Source organism: Microcella sp., assembly GCF_030645145.1.
GTDB lineage: Bacteria > Actinomycetota > Actinomycetes > Actinomycetales > Microbacteriaceae > Microcella.
On the sequence record NZ_JAUSMI010000168.1, the window covers coordinates 1 to 15,993 of the forward strand.

Genomic DNA, 15,993 nt, shown 5'->3' on the forward strand with positions numbered 1-15,993 from the left:
CGCGGGGGCGGCGGATGCGCGGCTGTGCGTCGTCGTGCGGCGCAGCTGCGCGCGGCCCGTGTTGAAGGGCGGGTCGAGGTAGGCCATGCGCATGCTCGCGTCGGGCATCCGCCGCATCGCGGCCAGGTTGTCGGCGTGCACGAGCAGATCGGGCGAGCCGGCGTGCCAGAGCGGGGCGGGCTCGGGCGTCATGGGGGGAGGTTAACAGGCGCGGAAGGATACGGCGCTCGCGGGCGCCCGGCCGGCGCGATTCGGGGTCGCGCCGACCGAGCGCCGGTGGTCAGCCCTTGCCGAGCGTGGAGCCTGCCTTCGACTTGGCGGGCTTGCTCGACGAGTTGCTTGCGAGCGTCTTGGCCGCTTTGGAAAGAGCAGCCTTCGACGGGGTCGACGACTTCTTCGGAGTCTTCGCCATGGTTCACCTCCCTTCGGGTCGTCTCGCACGCTAGCGGCGAGCACCGACATCCGATCGAGAGGTTTGCTCAGAGCGGCGTGGTCCCGAAGGGCGCGTACTGGCGTTCGCCCGTCACGATGAGCTTGTTGAGCTCGGAGAGGCGAGCGACGAGTTCGGTGGGGTTCTGTGCGACCGTCGCCGGCCATCCGTAGGCAGCGGCGACCGCGACATCGAGCTTCTTGTGCAGGGCGGCGAGATCGGCGAAGCCGCCGTCGTCCATGAGGTTGTAGAGCGCGGTGAGGCCCATGTTGTGCTCGCGGCAGAGCTCGCTGCGGCGTTGGTAGAGGGCGGATGCTGCGGTCGCCACAGCCTGACGTTGTGCATCGGTCACGGGGTCGGGCCAGGGGAACGTGGCAAACACTGTGGTCGGCGTGTAGCGGAGGTCGCCCTTGAGCGTCGACGACTGCGCCCACGCCCATGCGTCGTGCGCCTTCGAGAGCAGGATGCCCATGCTGTAGTCGTCGTCGAACGCGAAGACCATGTTTGCGTTATTCGCCAGAGTTCGAGGAGCGATCCATGTGAGATTCAAGCGCTTCGCGTGAGCACCGACGGCGATGGCTCGGGCGAGTGGCGCCGTTGCCTTCCGGAGCCCGACCCGAGGTTCGCCGTACAGCCACCATTTGAGCCGGTGGCCCTCCCGCCGTACCGTTTCGCGAAATGGCTTGACGCGTTCCCGAACGATCGCGAGTGATTTCGGGAACTTCGTTGCCTGCTCCAGACCCATTTGCGCAAAGTCAATGATCCACCGGCTCGGCGACTGGTCAGGTCGCGAGGCAATGTCATCGCTCGTCAGGAAGGGTCGCACCACCTGCTCATATTCGGCAGAGTCGTCATCGAGCATCCCCTTCGCCTCGACCTCGGTGACGATGAACCCTTTGCCCACGGGAATCGGCCCCTGGAAGCATTTGTTGCGGTTCGCGGTGAGCGGCTGCGGTTTCCAGTCGTCGGCACCGCCGACGCGGAGCGAGCTCGTGATGCCCGTGACCTCGTCGCCGTCGAGAACGAACTGCTCGATGGGCGCCGGTGGATGCTTCACCCAGTTGACGAGGCTCACGTGAACTTTCGCGTCCCCCGGCCAGCGCTGTGACGAGACGGCATCGGTGATGACGCCACCCTTCTCGACGATGTAGTCGAGCGAAGCATCGCGCGCCGTGTTCTGCGACACCGAGTTGGTTCCAACGAGACCCGCCCGCTGGCCCGGCTCGAGGTGATCGTGCGCCTTGCGGAACCAGTAGACGCAGAGGTCTTTGATGCCCACGCCGAAGCTCGAGTTCAGCCACTTGAGATACCCATCGCCGAGGCTCGCGCGCAGGAGCTGCGACCCGAGGAACGGCGGGTTGCCGACGATCGCGTCGACCTCCGGCCACTCGGCCTGGAGCGCATCAGCGGCGCGCACCCCCGAGAGGTCAGTGAGGGGCAGCACCGGCTCGGCAGGGCCGTACCGCTCGACCATCTGGCGATGGCCCATCCACAGCGTGACTCGCGCAACCATGACCGCGACCTGCTCGATGTCGATGCCCTTGATGTTGCTGAGCGGGTAGTACGGCAGATCGGTGGCGACCGGCTCGCCGTGCTCGGCGCAGAGCCGCGCATAGCGCTGCTTGAGCTCGTGCTCGAGCCCGCGCAGCTCGCGGTACGAGACGTAGAGGAAGTTGCCGCATCCGCAGGCGGGGTCGAGCACGCGGAACGTCACGAGCTCATCGAGCAGCGCGCGTACCTCGGCAGGAGTCGAGGTCGCGTCGATGCGCTCGCGCCAGGGGCGCACGATGGTCGGAGCGACGATCTTCATGATGTCGGCCTCGTGCGTGTAGTGCGCTCCGAGGCGCTCGCGGCGCTCGTCGCCGAGGATGCCCTCCATGAGCGAGCCGAAGATGGTCGGGTCGACGGCCCGCCAGTCGAACTCTGACGCTCGCCGCAGGTGCTCGAGCTCGGGCTTGGTCATGTAGACCTTCGCCGGGCGCGCGAAGAGTTCACCGTTCACATACCGCGTGCCCTCGTAGCGACCGTGCCGGTTGTGGTTGCCCTTCTGGTTGAGCAGCTCGAACAGGTACCCGATGTCGCGAGCGCTGTCAGGGTTCGGCGACGCGAGGAGGTCGAGGATCGTCGCCTGCAGGGGGTAGCCCTCGAGCATGCCGAGGTCTTCGGCGAAGAGGCACCAGACGAGCTGCATCGTGAAGCGCTGGATCTCGTCGATCGGTGCTGCGGCACGGTCGGCAAGCGCGGTGTACAGGTCGGCGATGTGACGCGCGGCCTCGGTCGTGAGCTCTCGCCGGTGCTCGGCGAAGACGGGTTCGATCGTCTCGCTCTGCAGGAAGAGCAGAGCGTCGTAGCGGTCGGGCAGCTCGTGCAGGGCGAACCGTGCACGGGCTTCACCGGGGTAGCGCCCCGGCTCCCAGACCTCGAACTCGCGGAAGTTGCAGGCGATCACCCACCGAGCGGCGGGCGTGTCAGTCGCGGGATTGGACGACTCGAGCCAGTAGCGCTGGCGCTGGTCTCGAGCCTTCTCGAGGTCGACCGTCGGCGCCTTCATCTCGACGATGAGCACCCCGGGCCAGTGCAGATCCATGAAGCCGGCCGACGTGGCGAAGTCTTCGAACAGCGCACCGACCTCACCGCGGTCGCTGCCGTAGCAGGCGAAGAGTTCGTTGAGGAAGGTCTGCGCTTCGGCCTTCTCTGTGCCGGAGAACCCCGACCACTTCTTCACGAAGACAGCGAGAGCCGCCTGAATCTCGAGACCGCTGCGCACGGTCAGATGAGTCGCAGCGTGTCGCCGGCGTAGTAGGTGTCGTGCATGAACCGCTTGTGGTTGCGCTCGAGGTCGGCGATCAGCTCGGTAAGGGCGAGCTCGACGTTGTGGTCGCCGCCCGACTTCTTCACACGCACGAGCGCCTTCTTGGCGCGAGCGAGGGTGTGCTCGAGGTTCAGAAGAACGTCGCTGATCTCGCCGAGAGCGCGTTCGCGCGAGACCTCAGCTTCTGAACGGTCATCTGCTGCCGACGTGCTCATGCCCACTCCTCGATCGACGTGGTGTCAGTGTACGGCTGAGCGGCGACACTGCCCCCGGCTCGGCGCGACCCACTCACGACCTGTTCCTGCTTCGAGATGGGGAGGAGCGAGCGTGCGGCTCGCACAGCTCTAGCCTGGAGCCGTGACCGACCCCGAGCCGTGGCCCGAGCGCACGACGCACGGCGTCGGCCCGCACCCCGAGCCGTGGCCCGACGGCCCCGAGTTCGACTCCGAGCTGCTGAGCGACGGCGACAGCCGCAACGTCATCGACCGCTACCGCTACTGGAGCATGGCCGCGATCGTCGCCGACCTCGATGCCCGCCGGCACCCGTTCCACGTCGCGATCGAGAACTGGCAGCACGACATGAACATCGGCTCGATCGTGCGGAGCGCCAACGCCTTCCTCGCCGCGGAGGTGCACATCGTCGGGCGCCGGCGCTGGAACAAGCGGGGCGCCATGGTCACCGACCGCTACCAGCACGTGACCCACCACGAGACGATCGCCGACCTCGTGGCGTTCGCCCGGGCATCCGCGCTGCCGATCGTCGCAGTCGACAACGTGGCCGGTTCGGTGCCGGTGGATGCCGCGCCCCTGCCGCGCGAATGCGTGCTGCTGTTCGGGCAGGAGGGCCCCGGCCTCTCGGACGAGGCGCTCGCCGCCGCCGACCGGGTCGTGGAGATCCGGCAGTTCGGGTCGACGCGGTCGATCAACGCGAGCGCGGCCGCCGCGGTCGTCATGCACGAGTGGGTGCGGGTGCACGCGCCGGGTCGCGTCGAGCCGTAGCCTGGTCGGCATGACCGCGATCACCGACGATCTGCCTGCTCAGCTCATCCACCAGGAGCACGAGGGGTGGGATGCGGTCTGTCGCGGCGACGGCGGAACCTTCTACCACCACGCGATGACGCCCGACGGCGTGCTCATCGTCGAGGACGGCATCATCGAGCGCGACGCCGCGATCGCCGCCCTCGAGGGCCAGACGTGGGATTCGTACACGATGAGCGAGCACCGCATCGTGCGCCTCGGCGAGCGCGCCGCCGTGCTCGTGTACCGCGTGATCGCGCACCGCGGCAGCCAGGTCTTCGAACGGCGCATGGCGACGACCTACGCGTACGTCGAGGGTCGCTGGCGGGTCGCGGCGCACCAGCAGACGCGGATTCGGTAGCGCTCTCGGCCGGGCGCCCGTTCAGCGGGCGCGACGGATGCGGATAGGACCCTTCGCCGTCGACGGTTCGACGACCCGGCCAGACTGCGTGATCTCGACCTCGCCCGCGGCGACGAGTCGCCGCGCGGCGCGGCGTGCGGGCTCCATTAGCGTGCGCCAGGCGTCATCGCTCGCGTCGCCCTGCGCCGCGGCAACCGCGCGCGCGGCCTCGCTCGGGCAGATCGTCGCCGTCGCGGCGCGCTCGCCCAGCAGGCGGCGGATGCTCTCCTCGAGCTCGCGATCGACCGGTCGCACCTTCCTTGCCCGGCAGGCGTCGCTGCAGTAGGCCACGTCGTTCCAGTTCTTCGCCCACGCCGCGCGCCACTCGATGCGGCGCCCGCACGAGCGGCACACCTTGTCGGCGCGCTCGCCCCCGGAGTCGCGCGGCTCGCGCTGTCGGCCCATGCCCGCCATTCTGCGCGGCGCCGCCGAGCGCGCCCCGAGCGCGATGCGCAACTCAGGAAGCCGTGCGCTGCCGCGGCGCATCTGCCGCGGAATTCGGCGCCTCGTGGCCGCCGCGTTCGAGCTTTCCGGCTCATGTTCCTGAGTTGCGCGTCGGCGCCCGCACCGATCAGCGGGCGCGACGCGTGCGCGCGAGCAGGAGCCCGACCGCGGCGATCGCCGCAACGGCGACGGCCGTTCCGCCGAAGAGCAGCAGCGCCCCGCCGAGCTCGTACGCGAGCCCCGACACCGCGGCCGCGACGGTCGCCGCCGCGAGTCCGATGCCGCGCAGCAGCCCCTGGGCCGATCCCGCGCGGGCCGGGTCGACGGCGTGCGCCATCGCCGCGGCCGCGCCGATGAAGGCGAGCGCCTGCCCCGTCGACTCGACGAACCCCATGCCGGTCGCGATGAACGGGTTCGCCACGAAGCCGTAGAGCGTCACGATCGGCAGCAGGATGAGCATCCCGCGTGCGTACGCCGAGACCCCTCCGCGGCGATCGGCGAGGCGACCCGCCCACCCGGCGACGAGAACGTACGGCACGGCGAAGAGCGCGTAGCTGAGCGCGGTGAGCACGGGGTCGGCGCCGATGTCGGCCATGAAGCGCGGCCACACGCCGTCGTACGCCCCGGTCGGCACCATGACGGCCGCGTAGAGCAGCACGATTCCGACGATGCGCGGCGAGCGCAGCAGGTCGAGGCTCGTCCGCGGAGCGCTCGACCCGAACCGCAGCGACCGGTCGGCGTCGGTGCCGTCGAACCCGAGCACACCTGCGGCGATGCCGCCGGTGGGGGGATGCGGATCGTCGCCGATCGGCTCGGTGCCGTCGGTCGCTCCGCGGGTCGCGTCGCAGTCGCCGGTGCGCGGATGCCCGTGGCCGCCGCGCGCGCCGCCCCGCGTCCCCGACGCGGTCGCCTCGCGGAACCCGACGAGCACCGGCACGAGGGCGACGAGCACGACGACCGCCGAGACGGCGAGGATCGCCGACGGCCCGGCGAACGACAGTGCGAGGCCCGAGCCGAGCGGCCCGACCGCGATGCCGGCGAGCTCGGCGGCCCCGAGGCGACCGAGCAGCTCACCGCTGCGGCGGTGGTCGTGACGCACGATGAGGGCGCTCGCCGCGATGACGAAGATGCCGAAGCCGAAGCCGCCGACCGCGCGCCCCGCGATGAGCTGCCAGCCCTCGGCCGCCGCGGCGCTGAGACCGAGCGACCCGGCGACCATGAGCACTCCGATGACGGCCATGAGGCGCGCGTGCCCGCGGTCGGCCGCGGGCGCGACGAGGAGCTCCGCGACGAGCGCGGCGGCGAACCCCGCGGCGGCGAGGTAGCCGACCTCGGCCGTGCTCACGCCGAGCGAGCCCTGCAGCGCGGGGATGAGCGGGAAGATCACGAACGACGCCGACGACAGCAGCACCATCGCCGCGACGACGCTCGGCACGAGCAGCCGAGCGCGGCGGGCGGCGGACGTCGCGGCGCTTTCGCGAGCGTCGCCCGCGCCGCGACCGCGGGTGCCGTCGGCTCCGCCGTTCGCGCCCGCTCCGGTCATCGCCCGCTCCATGGTCGTCATTCTCCCGCTCCAAAGTTGTCCAACTGGACAACAACGCTAGCACGCCTTATCCGCGCGGACAACGAGCGCCTATGCTCGACGCGTGGCCGAACGGAAGAGCTCCGAGGAGCGTCGCGAGCAGATCATCGGCGCGACCCTGCGCCTCGTCGCGCGCAAGGGCTTCGCGAGCGTGACCCTGCGCGACGTCGCGGCCGAGGTCGGCATCGTGCACGGGCTCATCCGCCACTACTTCGCCAGCCGCGACGAGCTCGTCGCCGCCGCGTTCGACCACGCGGTGACCGCCGAGCTCGCCAGCGATGAGGCGATGCTCGCCGGCCTCGACCCGGTCGCCGCGCTCGCCGCGTGGTTCGCGACCACGCCCGAGGACCACTACCTCGTCTGGATCGACGCGTGGAGCGAGGCCCCGCGCAACGCCGCGCTCGCCGCCGCCGTGGCGCGCCACCACCGCGATTGCGAGCGGATCCTCGCCGACGTGATCCGGCGCGCGGTCGCCGCGGGAGCCGCATCCAGTCTCGACGTCGACGCCGACTCGCGCATGCTCACGGCCCTCGCCGACGGCATGGCCGTGCAGCACCACGCGATGGGCATCGTGGATGCCCGGGCCGCCGACGAGGTCGTCTTCGGCGCCGTCGAGGCCCGCCTCGCGATCGCGCCCGGCACTCTCGCGGCGGCCGACCGCGCGCCCGCGCGCGGCCAGTGGCTCAGCTGAGCCGCGCCCCGCGCCCCGCCGCACCCGCCCGATAGGCTGGGGTGCAATCCCATTCCGATTCGAAGGGACCCCCTATGCCAGCCGCCGTCATCATCGGAGCCCAGTGGGGCGACGAGGGCAAGGGCAAGGCGACCGACCTCCTCGCCGGCCGCATTGACTACGTCGTCAAGTTCAACGGCGGCAACAACGCCGGTCACACGGTCGTCATCGGCGACGAGAAGTACGCGCTGCACCTGCTCCCGAGCGGAATCCTGACCCCCGGCGTCACGCCCGTCATCTCCAACGGCGTCGTCATCGACATCGAGGTGCTCTTCCAGGAGCTCGAGGCCCTCTCGGCCCGCGGCGTCGACGTGTCGAAGCTGCGGATCAGCGCCAACGCGCACGTCATCACGGCGTACCACCGGACGCTCGACAAGGTCACCGAGCGATTCCTCGGCAAGCGCCAGATCGGCACGACCGGTCGCGGCATCGGCCCGACGTACGCCGACAAGATCAACCGCGTGGGAATCCGCATGCAGGATCTGTTCGACGAGAACATCCTGCGCCAGAAGGTCGAGGGGGCCCTCGACCAGAAGAACCACCTGCTCGTGAAGGTCTACAACCGTCGCGCGATCGCCGTCGACGAGATCGTGACCGAGCTGCTGTCGTACGCCGAGCGCCTTCGCCCGATGGTCGTCGACACGGCTCTCGAGCTGCACCAGGCGCTCGAGCGCGGCGAGACCGTGCTCTTCGAGGGCGGCCAGGCGACGATGCTCGACGTCGACCACGGCACCTACCCCTTCGTCACCTCCTCGAGCGCGACCTCCGGCGGCGCCGCGACCGGGTCGGGCATCGCCCCGAACCGCATCGACCGCGTCATCGGCATCGTCAAGGCGTACACGACGCGCGTCGGCTCCGGGCCGTTCCCGACCGAGCTCTTCGATGCCTCGGGCGACTTCCTGCGCGAGAACGGCCACGAGTTCGGCACGACGACGGGCCGCCCGCGACGCTGCGGCTGGTACGACGCGCCCATCGCGCGCTACTCGGCCCGCATCAACGGCGTGACCGACTACGTCATGACGAAGCTCGACGTGCTCACCGGGCTCGAGCGCATCCCCGTCTGCGTCGCCTACGAGGTCGACGGCGTGCGGGTTGACGAGGTCCCGGTCTCGCAGAGCGACTTCCACCACGCGACGCCGATCTACGAGGAGTTCGCCGGCTGGTCGGAGGACATCTCAGGCGCGCGCACGTTCGAGGATCTCCCGAAGAACGCCCAGGACTACGTGCTCGCGATCGAGGCGATGAGCGGCGCGCGCATCTCGGCGATCGGCGTGGGCCCCGGTCGCGACGCGATCATCGCGCGGCACGACCTGCTCGACTGAGCCGCCGGACGGACCGGCGCGCCCGCAGCCGCCGGACGTGCCGCCCGACGGGGTGCTCGCGCGGCCAGTGCCGAGCGAGCGTGTACATGCCGCGCCATCCGCGGCGGAGCATCGACGGCACGTCCTCGAGCGGGCGCGCCGACACCGGCAGGGTCAGCCGGTCGTCGAAGAGCACGACGGCGTCGGGGCCGAGGTGCACGCTGAGATCCATGTCGTCGTGCACGTCGGCGTCGTACCGGCACACATCTTCGGCGACGCGTTCCCACACCGAGCGCCGCAGTGCCATCGCCGACCCGAACACGGGCAGGTTCGCGAGCGCCCACCGCACGAGGACGAAGTACGGCCCGAGGTAGAGGCGCGACCGCACGGGCTGCGGCTCGCCCTCGTCCGTCTCGAGCAGGCCGCTGCCGGTGAGGGCATCCGCCTCCGGATGCTCGGCGAAGAGCCGCTGCACCGTGGCGACCCACTCCGGGCCGGGCCGACTGTCGGAATCCAGACGCGCGATGACGTCGCCGACGGCGGCGTCGTACCCGGTCGCGCTCGCGATCGGGATGCCCACCTGCGGCTGCTCGACGACACGGGCTCCGTGGCGACGGGCGACGGCGGCGCTCTCATCGGTGCTGCCGTTGTCGACGACGACGATCTCGAGCGGCGGAGACGTCTGCACCGCGAGCGCGCGCAGGCACCGCTCGAGGTAGACGGCGTCATCGCGCACCGGGATCACGACCGAGACGGTGGGCTCCGCGCGTGCGGTCTCGGTCATCCGGGGTCCTTCCGATCGGGGGCGCGGAGCCCGGCTGCTCCGCGCGCACACCCGACCCCATCGAACCGGCGCACGCCTGTCAATCCCCTGTTCGCCATTCTTGCGCGCACCTACCGTCGCTACTATGACCACCCGCATCGCCCCCGCCGCGCGCTCGACGCGCGAGCCCATGGCCATCCCCACTCCGCGCGGCCCCGTGAGCGCCGCGGTCGTCGCCGTCGTCACCGGACCGATCGGCCTGCCGCCCATCGTCTCGTCGCTGGATGCTCAGGTCGAGCGCGCCGTGATCAACAGCCGCGACATCCTGACCGACGACGATCTGCAGCTCGCGCTGCTCTTCCTCCACGCGCTCGGCGACGGCGGCATCGTCGGCGTCGACTCGCGCTGGGCGGAGGACGGGATCCTCGCCGAGGTCCGCAGGACGCTCGAGACGGCACTCGACGAGGCGCTGCGCGACCGCCTCGCGCGCGCCCCGATCGTGGCCGACGGCACCGACCGTCTCGCCGCCTTCCTCCGCGAGGAGGCGACGACCGCCGAGCTCGACGAGTTCCTCGCGATCGCCGCTGTGTCGGCGAGCTGCGACTCCCTTCCGGAGCTGTCGGCCGCGCTCGAGCGCGCGGGCCTCGACTGCGCGCCCGGCCACTACGTCGACGCCGTCGACGTCCGCGTCATCACCGCCCGGACGACCGCGACGATGCTCGCGGCGACCGCGCTGCGGGGCCGTACCGCCGCCGCCGCCCAGCTGCCCCCGCTCGCCGGCTGCATCGCCGCCGCGGCGGCGCGCTTCGACGTCGAGATCCCCTTCGACGACGCGAGCGCACCGGTGCGCACCGACGCCCGGCGCTTCGCGCGCGACGCCCGCCGACTCGTCGACCACGTCGCCGCCGCGCACACCCTCGACGCATGGATGCACGCCGAGAGCGCTCTGCGCGCGTGCGACGTCATCGAGGGGGATCGCGTGCTCAGCGCCGCCGCCCTCGCCCTGCGCGACGTCGACGTGCAGGAGGACGAGCGCGGAGCCCGCTCGGCCGATGCCGCGGCGACCGCCGAGACCGCCGTGCGCGACGTGCGCGAGCTCGAGAGCGCGCGCTGATACCCGACTCACCGCGAACGGCGCGGGCCCCGATCGATCGGGGCCCGCGCCGTTCGTCGTCCGGGGGTGCTCGTGTCGTGCGGTCCCGCGCCGCCGGCCGTCAGCGGCCGATGACGGCGAGCAGGGCCTCGCAGGCCTGCTCGCAGCGGCGGCACGCCTCGGCGCACAGCTTGCAGTGCTCGTGGTGCCCGGCGTGCTGCTCGCACTCCTCGGCGCACGAGCGGCAGGCCTCGATGCACGCCTGCAGCTGGGCGCGCATGATCGACGAGTGCTCCTCGGGCGCGCCGGCGACGGCCTGCGTCGTCGCCGCGCAGATCGCGGCGCACAGCAGGTCGACGCGCACGCACTCGAGCATCGCGGTCGGGTCGTCCTCGCTCAGGCAGGCGTCGGCGCACACGGTGCACGCGGTCGCGCACTCGGCGAGGGCCTGCAGCGCCTCGGCGTAGAGACGGCCCTCCGCGCCGGAACGGGGGTGGCTGAGGGAGATGCGCTCGATGAGGGTCGAGCCGGTCGAGGGGTCGGGGGAAGCGGCGTGATCAGTCATGCGCGGAACCGTAACCCCGGGCATCCGTCGCCCCCACCCCGTTGCCGAAGCTGCGAACCGCGGGTACCGTGCCCCCGTTCGCGGGAACGCGCGCCCGGACCGGTCGGGCGTACAGTGCGGGCATGGGGAATCGGGGACTCATCGCGCTCGCCGCGAGCACCGCTATGGCCGTGCTCGTCATCGGAGGAATCGGAACCGCCGCGTTCGCGACGGACATGCGGACGACGGTGTCGACCGCGCTGTCGTCGCTCGGCGTCGACGCGATCGAGGAGCTCGTCGACGACCTCGTCGATGAGGAGCTGCTCGACGACGCGCTCGAGGAGCCCGTCGAGGACGGCACGGACGATGGAGTCGAGGACGGAACCGAGGACGACGCCGAGGGCGACTCCGAGGAGTCGACCGAGGAGGAGCTCGAGGAGTCCTTCCTCGCCTGGAACGAGCGCGCCGAGCTGTGGCGCACCGCGTTCGCCGAGGTCAAGACCGAGTTCGACGCGTGCCGCGCCGAGGCCGAGGGCGGCAAGGGCGATTGCGCCGTCGCGTTCTCCGGTCGACTGCAGGTCGCGTTCGCCGAGACCCTCGTGCAGTTCCTCGAGTCGCAGAGCGAGGCCATCGCCGCCCTCCCCGAGGAGGAGCGCGCCGCCGCGCAGGCGGAGCTGGACCGGCGCCTCGCCAAGGCGCTCGACAAGCTCGACCGCACGCAGGAGCGCGTCGCCGACCGCGACGCCGCACGCCTCGAGCGCGCGATGTCCAAGCTCGAGAGCGGCGACGAGTCGACCGACGCCGAGACCGAGTCGGCCGAGAAGCCGGGCAAGCCGGAGAAGCCGGGCAAGCCGGAGAAGACCGGCAAGCCGGACAAGGCCGACAAGGTCGGCGGATCGGGCAACGGCGGCGGGGGCGGCAAGCCCGACCACGCCGGCAAGCCCGGCGGGAAGTGATGCGGGCGAGGGCATCCCTCGCCGCATCGATCGCACTGCTCGCGGCACTCGGCCTCGCCGGGTGCGCAGGAGACCCCGAGCCCGCGCCCAGCCCGCATCCGACGCTCGCGCGCGAGCTTCCGAGCGACCTGAGCGCGCGCGGCGTGCTGCTCGCGGCGGTGCTGCTGAGCGAGGGCGATGTCGAGCGGGCCGTCGCCGACGGGCTCGTGACGCCCGCTGAGGTCGACGAGGCGATCCGCGCGATCGAGCGCGAGGAGCTCGACGTCTGGGCGCAGCGCGCCGAGACCGAGATCGCCGACGACTGACCCCGCCTCGGGCGGCCAGCGCGCTCGCGCGCGGGATACGCTCGGAGCATGGACGACGCGGCCCTCGGCGAGCTCGGCTCGCTGCGCAAGAGCATCGACAACATCGACGCGGCGCTCGTGCACCTGCTCGCGGAGCGGTTCAAGTGCACGCAGACCGTCGGGCGCCTCAAGGCCGCCGTCGGGCTGCCGGCCTCCGACCCCGACCGCGAGCGCATCCAGATCGCGCGGCTGCGGGCGCTCGCCGAGGAGGCCGAGCTCGATCCCGCGTTCGCGGAGAAGTTCCTGAGCTTCATCGTCGCCGAGGTGATCCACCACCACGAGCAGATCGCGTCGACCGGCGCGATCTCGGCCGAGCCGGGCGCGCCGCAGGGGTAGTCGCGGCGGCTTTCGGCCGTCGCGCTCGCGCGCAGCCTGCGGCGTCGGCGCGAGCCGCTAGCGTCGGGACGTGACCGAATCGAGCGCCGCGCCGCGGGCATCCGCCGCGCCCCGCGAGGGCTGGGTCGCGACGCAGTTCGCGCTCAGCGGGCTCGTGTGGGGCGCGAGCTTCCTGTTCATCGCGATCGCGCTCACGGGCATGACGCCCGTGCAGGTCGCGGCCGGGCGAGCCGTGCTCGGGGCGCTCACGCTCGGGCTCATCGTGCTCGTCACGCGCGACCGGCTCCCGGCGTGGGGGCGCATCTACGGGCACCTCGCCGTCGTCGGCGTGACCTTCTGCGTGCTTCCGTACCTGCTGTTCGCGTGGGCGCAGCAGTACGTCGCCTCGGGGCTCGCGAGCGTCTACAACGCGACGACGCCGATCATGACGGCGATCATCGCCTCGCTCGTGCTGCGGGTCGAGAGGCTCACGCGCGCGCAAGTGCTCGGCATCGCGATCGGCATCGTCGGCGTCATCGTCATCATCGGACCGTGGCAGGGGGTCGAGCTCGGCGGCGACCTCGTGCCGCAGCTCGCGATGCTCGGAGCGACCGCCTGCTACGGGTTCAGCCTGTCGTACATGCGGAGGTTCCTGACCGACACGGGCGTCTCGGCGGTGTCGTTCACGTTCGTCTACATCGCGATCGCGGCCGTGCTGCTGCTCGCGCTCGCGCCGATCGCGAGCCCGTCTCCGCTTCGGCTCGATGTGACGGTGGTCGTCGCGATCGTGCTGCTCGGCGCGTTCGGCACGGGCTTCGCCTACGTCTGGAACCAGAACGTCGTGCGCGCGTGGGGCGCCACCCGGGCCGCGACCGTCACGTACATCACTCCCGTCGTCGGGGTCGTGCTCGGAATCCTCGTGCTCGGCGAGGTGCTCGTGTGGAACGAGCCCGTCGGGGCGCTGCTCGTCATCGTCGGCGTCTTGCTCGCGCAGCGGCGCCTGCGCTGGCCGCGCCGGGTCGGCTGAGGGCCGGCGGCGCCAGGACTACGCGGCGGCCTCGGGCGCGTGCAGGCGCGCGAGCACGCGATCGGCGCCGCGGGGCGCGCGGCGGCGGTCGAGGCGCGACACGACGACGGTGAGGGCGAACGCGAGGGGCACCGTCCACGCCGCGGGCTGAGCGAGGGCGGCCTGCAGCCAGGCGGGCCAGCCCCCGGCAGCCGCGAGGAGCGGCCCGAGCAGGATGGCCGCTCCGCAGAAGAGGCCGCCGCCGAGCATCCCCGCCACCGCGCCGCGCGCCGTCAGCCCCCGCCACCAGATGCCGAGCACGAGCACGGGGCACAGGGTCGATGCCGTGAAGGCGAACACGAGCCCGACGCTGCCGGCGAGCCCGCCCGGCTCGAGCACGAGCGCGACCGCGAGCGGCACGAGCGAGGAGGCGATCGCCGCGATGCGGAAGCCGCGGACGGAGCCGCCCGCGAGCTCCTGCGAGATCACGCCCGCGAGCGACACGACGAGGCCCGACGACGTCGAGAGGAAGGCGCCGAAGGCTCCCGCGATGACGAGCGCGGTGAGCACGTCGCCGAGCATCCCGCCGATGACCATGCCCGGCAGCAGCAGCACGAGCGCGTCGGCCTCGCCGGGGCTCGCGAGCTCGGGGGCGAGCGCCCGGCCGAGCAGCCCGATGACCGTCGGGAAGATGTAGAACACCGAGAGCAGCCCGAGCACGATGAGGGTCGTGCGCCGCGCGGCCGCGCCGTCGGGGTTCGTGTAGAAGCGCACGAGCACGTGCGGCAGGCCCATCGTGCCGAGCAGCAGGGCGATGACGAGTGAGACGGTCGAGTAGACATCGAGGGATGCCGGGCCCAGCGCCGCCGGGAACGCGACCGCCGGGTCGACGCCCGGCCCGCCATCGCGGCCCACGGTGATGAGCAGCAGGACGGCCGGCACGGCGATCGCCGTGAGCTTGAGCCAGAACTGGAACGCCTGCACGAACGTGATGGAGCGCATCCCGCCCGCGGCGACGATGAGGCCGACGATGATCGACACGGCCGCGGCGCCCATCCACGACGGCAGGCCCGTCGTGATGCGGATCGTCAGCGCGGCGCCCTGCAGCTGCGGCACGATGTAGAACCAGCCGATGAGGATCACGAGCACCGTCGTCAGCCGCCGCACGAGCCGCGACTCGAGCCGCGCGCCCGTGAAGTCGGGGATCGTGTACGCGCCCGACCGCCGCAGCGGGGCCGCGACGAACAGCAGCAGCATGAGGTAGCCGGCCGTGTACCCGATCGGGAACCACAGCCCGCCCGCCCCCTGCAGGAGGATGAGCCCCGCGATGCCGAGCACGCTCGCCGCCGAGAGGTACTCGCCGCCGATCGCCGAGGCGTTCCACCACGGGCGGACGGTGCGCGAGGCGACGTAGAAGTCCTGCGTCGTGCGCGAGATGCGCAGGCCGAAGAAGCCGATGAGCGCCGTCGCGATCGTGACCGCGGCGATCGCGACGTAGCCGAGGACGGGGTTCACGACTCGGGATCCGCGCTCATGAGCGAGCGGTAGCCCGCCTCGTTGCGGGTGCTCGCGACGACGAAGATGACGGCGAACGCGAGGATCGCCGGGTAGGCGCCGAACGCCAGCAGCAGCCACGACACGGGTGCGCCGGCGACGACGACCGCCTCGAGGGCGGGAGCGGCGGCGAGGACGGCCCAGAGCATCCCGAGGCTCACGATGAAGCCGCTCGCGCAGATGATCGCGAGGCGCAGCTGCGACCGGATGAGCGACCTCACGTAGACCGTCGCCGTGTCGCTGCGCTCGATCGACGGATGCTCCGCCGGGGCCGCGATGGGCTCGCCGGGTCTCGGCGCCGTCACCCGCACCCGCTGCGGGCGAACCCCCTCGCTCACGCCCGCGGCCGGATGCGGTTGGCGGCGACGCGGTCGCGCAGGGCCGGGAGGAGGCGGCGGCTCACGGGGAGCTCGGTGCCGCCGACGAGCACGGTCGGGCTGCTCGCGCCGAGGCGCAGGCGCGACACGTGCGCGAGTGAGACGAGGTACGAGCGGTGGATCCGCACGAAGCCGGCCGCCGACCACTGCCGCTCGAGGTCGCTCATCGGCACGCGCACGAGGTAGCTGCCGTCGTCGGTGTGCAGGCGCGCGTAGTCGCCCTGGGCCTGCACGAACTGGATCGAGTCCTGCCGGATCATGCGCGTCGTGCCGCCGAGGCTCACGGCGACGAGGGCGGGGGTGCTCGCGGTGGGCGGGGCGGCCG

Annotated in this window: 19 protein-coding genes and 1 pseudogene; 9 read left to right on the forward strand and 11 right to left on the reverse strand. The window is 71.9% G+C overall.

The genetic code is table 11. The annotated features are described in order from the left end of the window. The 4 genes and pseudogenes from Q7T15_RS11755 to Q7T15_RS11770 all read right to left on the reverse strand — a co-directional run. A pseudogene (locus Q7T15_RS11755) lies at nucleotides 1-192 on the reverse strand (hypothetical protein); the annotation flags it as partial. Nucleotides 193-280: 88 nt separating this feature from the next. Continuing rightward, nucleotides 281-412, reverse strand: coding sequence for a hypothetical protein (locus tag Q7T15_RS11760; RefSeq protein ID WP_304696454.1), 132 nt, complete (start codon nucleotides 410-412; stop codon nucleotides 281-283). Between the two features lie 67 nt (nucleotides 413-479). Beyond that, a complete protein-coding gene (locus tag Q7T15_RS11765) occupies nucleotides 480-3,197 on the reverse strand; it encodes a DNA methyltransferase (protein WP_304696455.1) in 2,718 nt (905 codons plus the stop codon). Between the two features lie 2 nt (nucleotides 3,198-3,199). Beyond that, entirely contained in the window at nucleotides 3,200-3,457 is a 258-nt protein-coding gene (locus Q7T15_RS11770; protein WP_182491229.1) for a hypothetical protein, read from the reverse strand. Nucleotides 3,458-3,599: 142 nt separating this feature from the next. On the opposite strand from Q7T15_RS11770, the gene Q7T15_RS11775 reads away from it, so the two are divergent. Continuing rightward, complete coding sequence (locus tag Q7T15_RS11775; protein ID WP_304696456.1) at nucleotides 3,600-4,241, forward strand: RNA methyltransferase; 642 nt, start codon at nucleotides 3,600-3,602, stop codon at nucleotides 4,239-4,241. Between the two features lie 10 nt (nucleotides 4,242-4,251). Continuing rightward, nucleotides 4,252-4,620 carry a nuclear transport factor 2 family protein gene (locus Q7T15_RS11780; protein ID WP_304696457.1) on the forward strand — a complete coding sequence of 123 codons (369 nt, stop codon included), beginning with the start codon at nucleotides 4,252-4,254 and terminating at the stop codon, nucleotides 4,618-4,620. Nucleotides 4,621-4,641: 21 nt separating this feature from the next. Here Q7T15_RS11780 and Q7T15_RS11785 read toward each other — a convergent pair whose 3' ends face one another. Together Q7T15_RS11785 and Q7T15_RS11790 are read right to left on the reverse strand one after the other, a co-directional pair. Further along, nucleotides 4,642-5,064 (reverse strand): DUF3253 domain-containing protein, encoded by a 423-nt coding sequence (locus Q7T15_RS11785; protein WP_304696458.1) that lies wholly within the window; start codon nucleotides 5,062-5,064, stop codon nucleotides 4,642-4,644. Between the two features lie 166 nt (nucleotides 5,065-5,230). Further along, the gene (locus tag Q7T15_RS11790) at nucleotides 5,231-6,667 is read right to left on the reverse strand and encodes an MFS transporter (RefSeq protein ID WP_304696459.1); all 1,437 of its coding nucleotides are present in this window, start codon (nucleotides 6,665-6,667) and stop codon (nucleotides 5,231-5,233) included. 82 nt (nucleotides 6,668-6,749) lie between these two features. Here Q7T15_RS11790 and Q7T15_RS11795 point away from each other — a divergent pair, with 82 nt between their 5' ends. Further along, nucleotides 6,750-7,376 carry a TetR/AcrR family transcriptional regulator gene (locus Q7T15_RS11795; protein ID WP_304696460.1) on the forward strand — a complete coding sequence of 209 codons (627 nt, stop codon included), beginning with the start codon at nucleotides 6,750-6,752 and terminating at the stop codon, nucleotides 7,374-7,376. Nucleotides 7,377-7,450: 74 nt separating this feature from the next. Further along, nucleotides 7,451-8,737: an adenylosuccinate synthase gene (locus Q7T15_RS11800; RefSeq protein WP_304696461.1), complete on the forward strand. Its 1,287-nt coding sequence runs from the start codon at nucleotides 7,451-7,453 to the stop codon at nucleotides 8,735-8,737. Here Q7T15_RS11800 and Q7T15_RS11805 read toward each other — a convergent pair. Continuing rightward, the gene (locus tag Q7T15_RS11805; RefSeq protein WP_304696462.1) at nucleotides 8,709-9,500 is read right to left on the reverse strand and encodes a glycosyltransferase family 2 protein; all 792 of its coding nucleotides are present in this window, start codon (nucleotides 9,498-9,500) and stop codon (nucleotides 8,709-8,711) included. The genes Q7T15_RS11800 and Q7T15_RS11805 overlap by 29 nt on opposite strands. A gap of 124 nt (nucleotides 9,501-9,624) precedes the next feature. Here Q7T15_RS11805 and Q7T15_RS11810 point away from each other — a divergent pair, with 124 nt between their 5' ends. Further along, the gene (locus tag Q7T15_RS11810; RefSeq protein WP_304696463.1) at nucleotides 9,625-10,593 is read left to right on the forward strand and encodes a hypothetical protein; all 969 of its coding nucleotides are present in this window, start codon (nucleotides 9,625-9,627) and stop codon (nucleotides 10,591-10,593) included. A gap of 100 nt (nucleotides 10,594-10,693) precedes the next feature. Here Q7T15_RS11810 and Q7T15_RS11815 read toward each other — a convergent pair whose 3' ends face one another. Further along, nucleotides 10,694-11,137 carry a four-helix bundle copper-binding protein gene (locus Q7T15_RS11815; RefSeq protein WP_304696464.1) on the reverse strand — a complete coding sequence of 148 codons (444 nt, stop codon included), beginning with the start codon at nucleotides 11,135-11,137 and terminating at the stop codon, nucleotides 10,694-10,696. Nucleotides 11,138-11,259: 122 nt separating this feature from the next. Here Q7T15_RS11815 and Q7T15_RS11820 point away from each other — a divergent pair, with 122 nt between their 5' ends. The 4 genes from Q7T15_RS11820 (at nucleotide 11,260) to Q7T15_RS11835 (ending at nucleotide 13,758) form a co-directional block, all read left to right on the forward strand. Beyond that, nucleotides 11,260-12,072: a hypothetical protein gene (locus tag Q7T15_RS11820; RefSeq protein WP_304696465.1), complete on the forward strand. Its 813-nt coding sequence runs from the start codon at nucleotides 11,260-11,262 to the stop codon at nucleotides 12,070-12,072. After that, the gene (locus Q7T15_RS11825; RefSeq protein ID WP_304696466.1) at nucleotides 12,069-12,377 is read left to right on the forward strand and encodes a hypothetical protein; all 309 of its coding nucleotides are present in this window, start codon (nucleotides 12,069-12,071) and stop codon (nucleotides 12,375-12,377) included. The genes Q7T15_RS11820 and Q7T15_RS11825 overlap by 4 nt, the downstream gene beginning before the upstream one ends. Before the next feature lie 48 nt (nucleotides 12,378-12,425). Then, nucleotides 12,426-12,752 carry a chorismate mutase gene (locus Q7T15_RS11830; protein WP_304696467.1) on the forward strand — a complete coding sequence of 109 codons (327 nt, stop codon included), beginning with the start codon at nucleotides 12,426-12,428 and terminating at the stop codon, nucleotides 12,750-12,752. A 70-nt stretch (nucleotides 12,753-12,822) separates the two neighbouring features. Continuing rightward, on the forward strand, nucleotides 12,823-13,758 hold the full coding sequence (locus tag Q7T15_RS11835; protein ID WP_304696468.1) for a DMT family transporter: 936 nt from the start codon (nucleotides 12,823-12,825) through the stop codon (nucleotides 13,756-13,758). An 18-nt stretch (nucleotides 13,759-13,776) separates the two neighbouring features. Here the strand turns inward: Q7T15_RS11835 and Q7T15_RS11840 are convergent, their stop codons facing one another. The 3 genes from Q7T15_RS11840 to Q7T15_RS11850 all read right to left on the reverse strand — a co-directional run. Next, nucleotides 13,777-15,252: a cation acetate symporter gene (locus tag Q7T15_RS11840; protein ID WP_304696469.1), complete on the reverse strand. Its 1,476-nt coding sequence runs from the start codon at nucleotides 15,250-15,252 to the stop codon at nucleotides 13,777-13,779. Further along, a complete protein-coding gene (locus Q7T15_RS11845; protein WP_304696470.1) occupies nucleotides 15,249-15,596 on the reverse strand; it encodes a hypothetical protein in 348 nt (115 codons plus the stop codon). The genes Q7T15_RS11840 and Q7T15_RS11845 overlap by 4 nt, the downstream gene beginning before the upstream one ends. 29 nt (nucleotides 15,597-15,625) lie before the next feature. Beyond that, nucleotides 15,626-15,993 (reverse strand): LytTR family DNA-binding domain-containing protein (locus tag Q7T15_RS11850; RefSeq protein WP_304696471.1); only part of this gene is annotated, 368 nt, incomplete at its 5' end.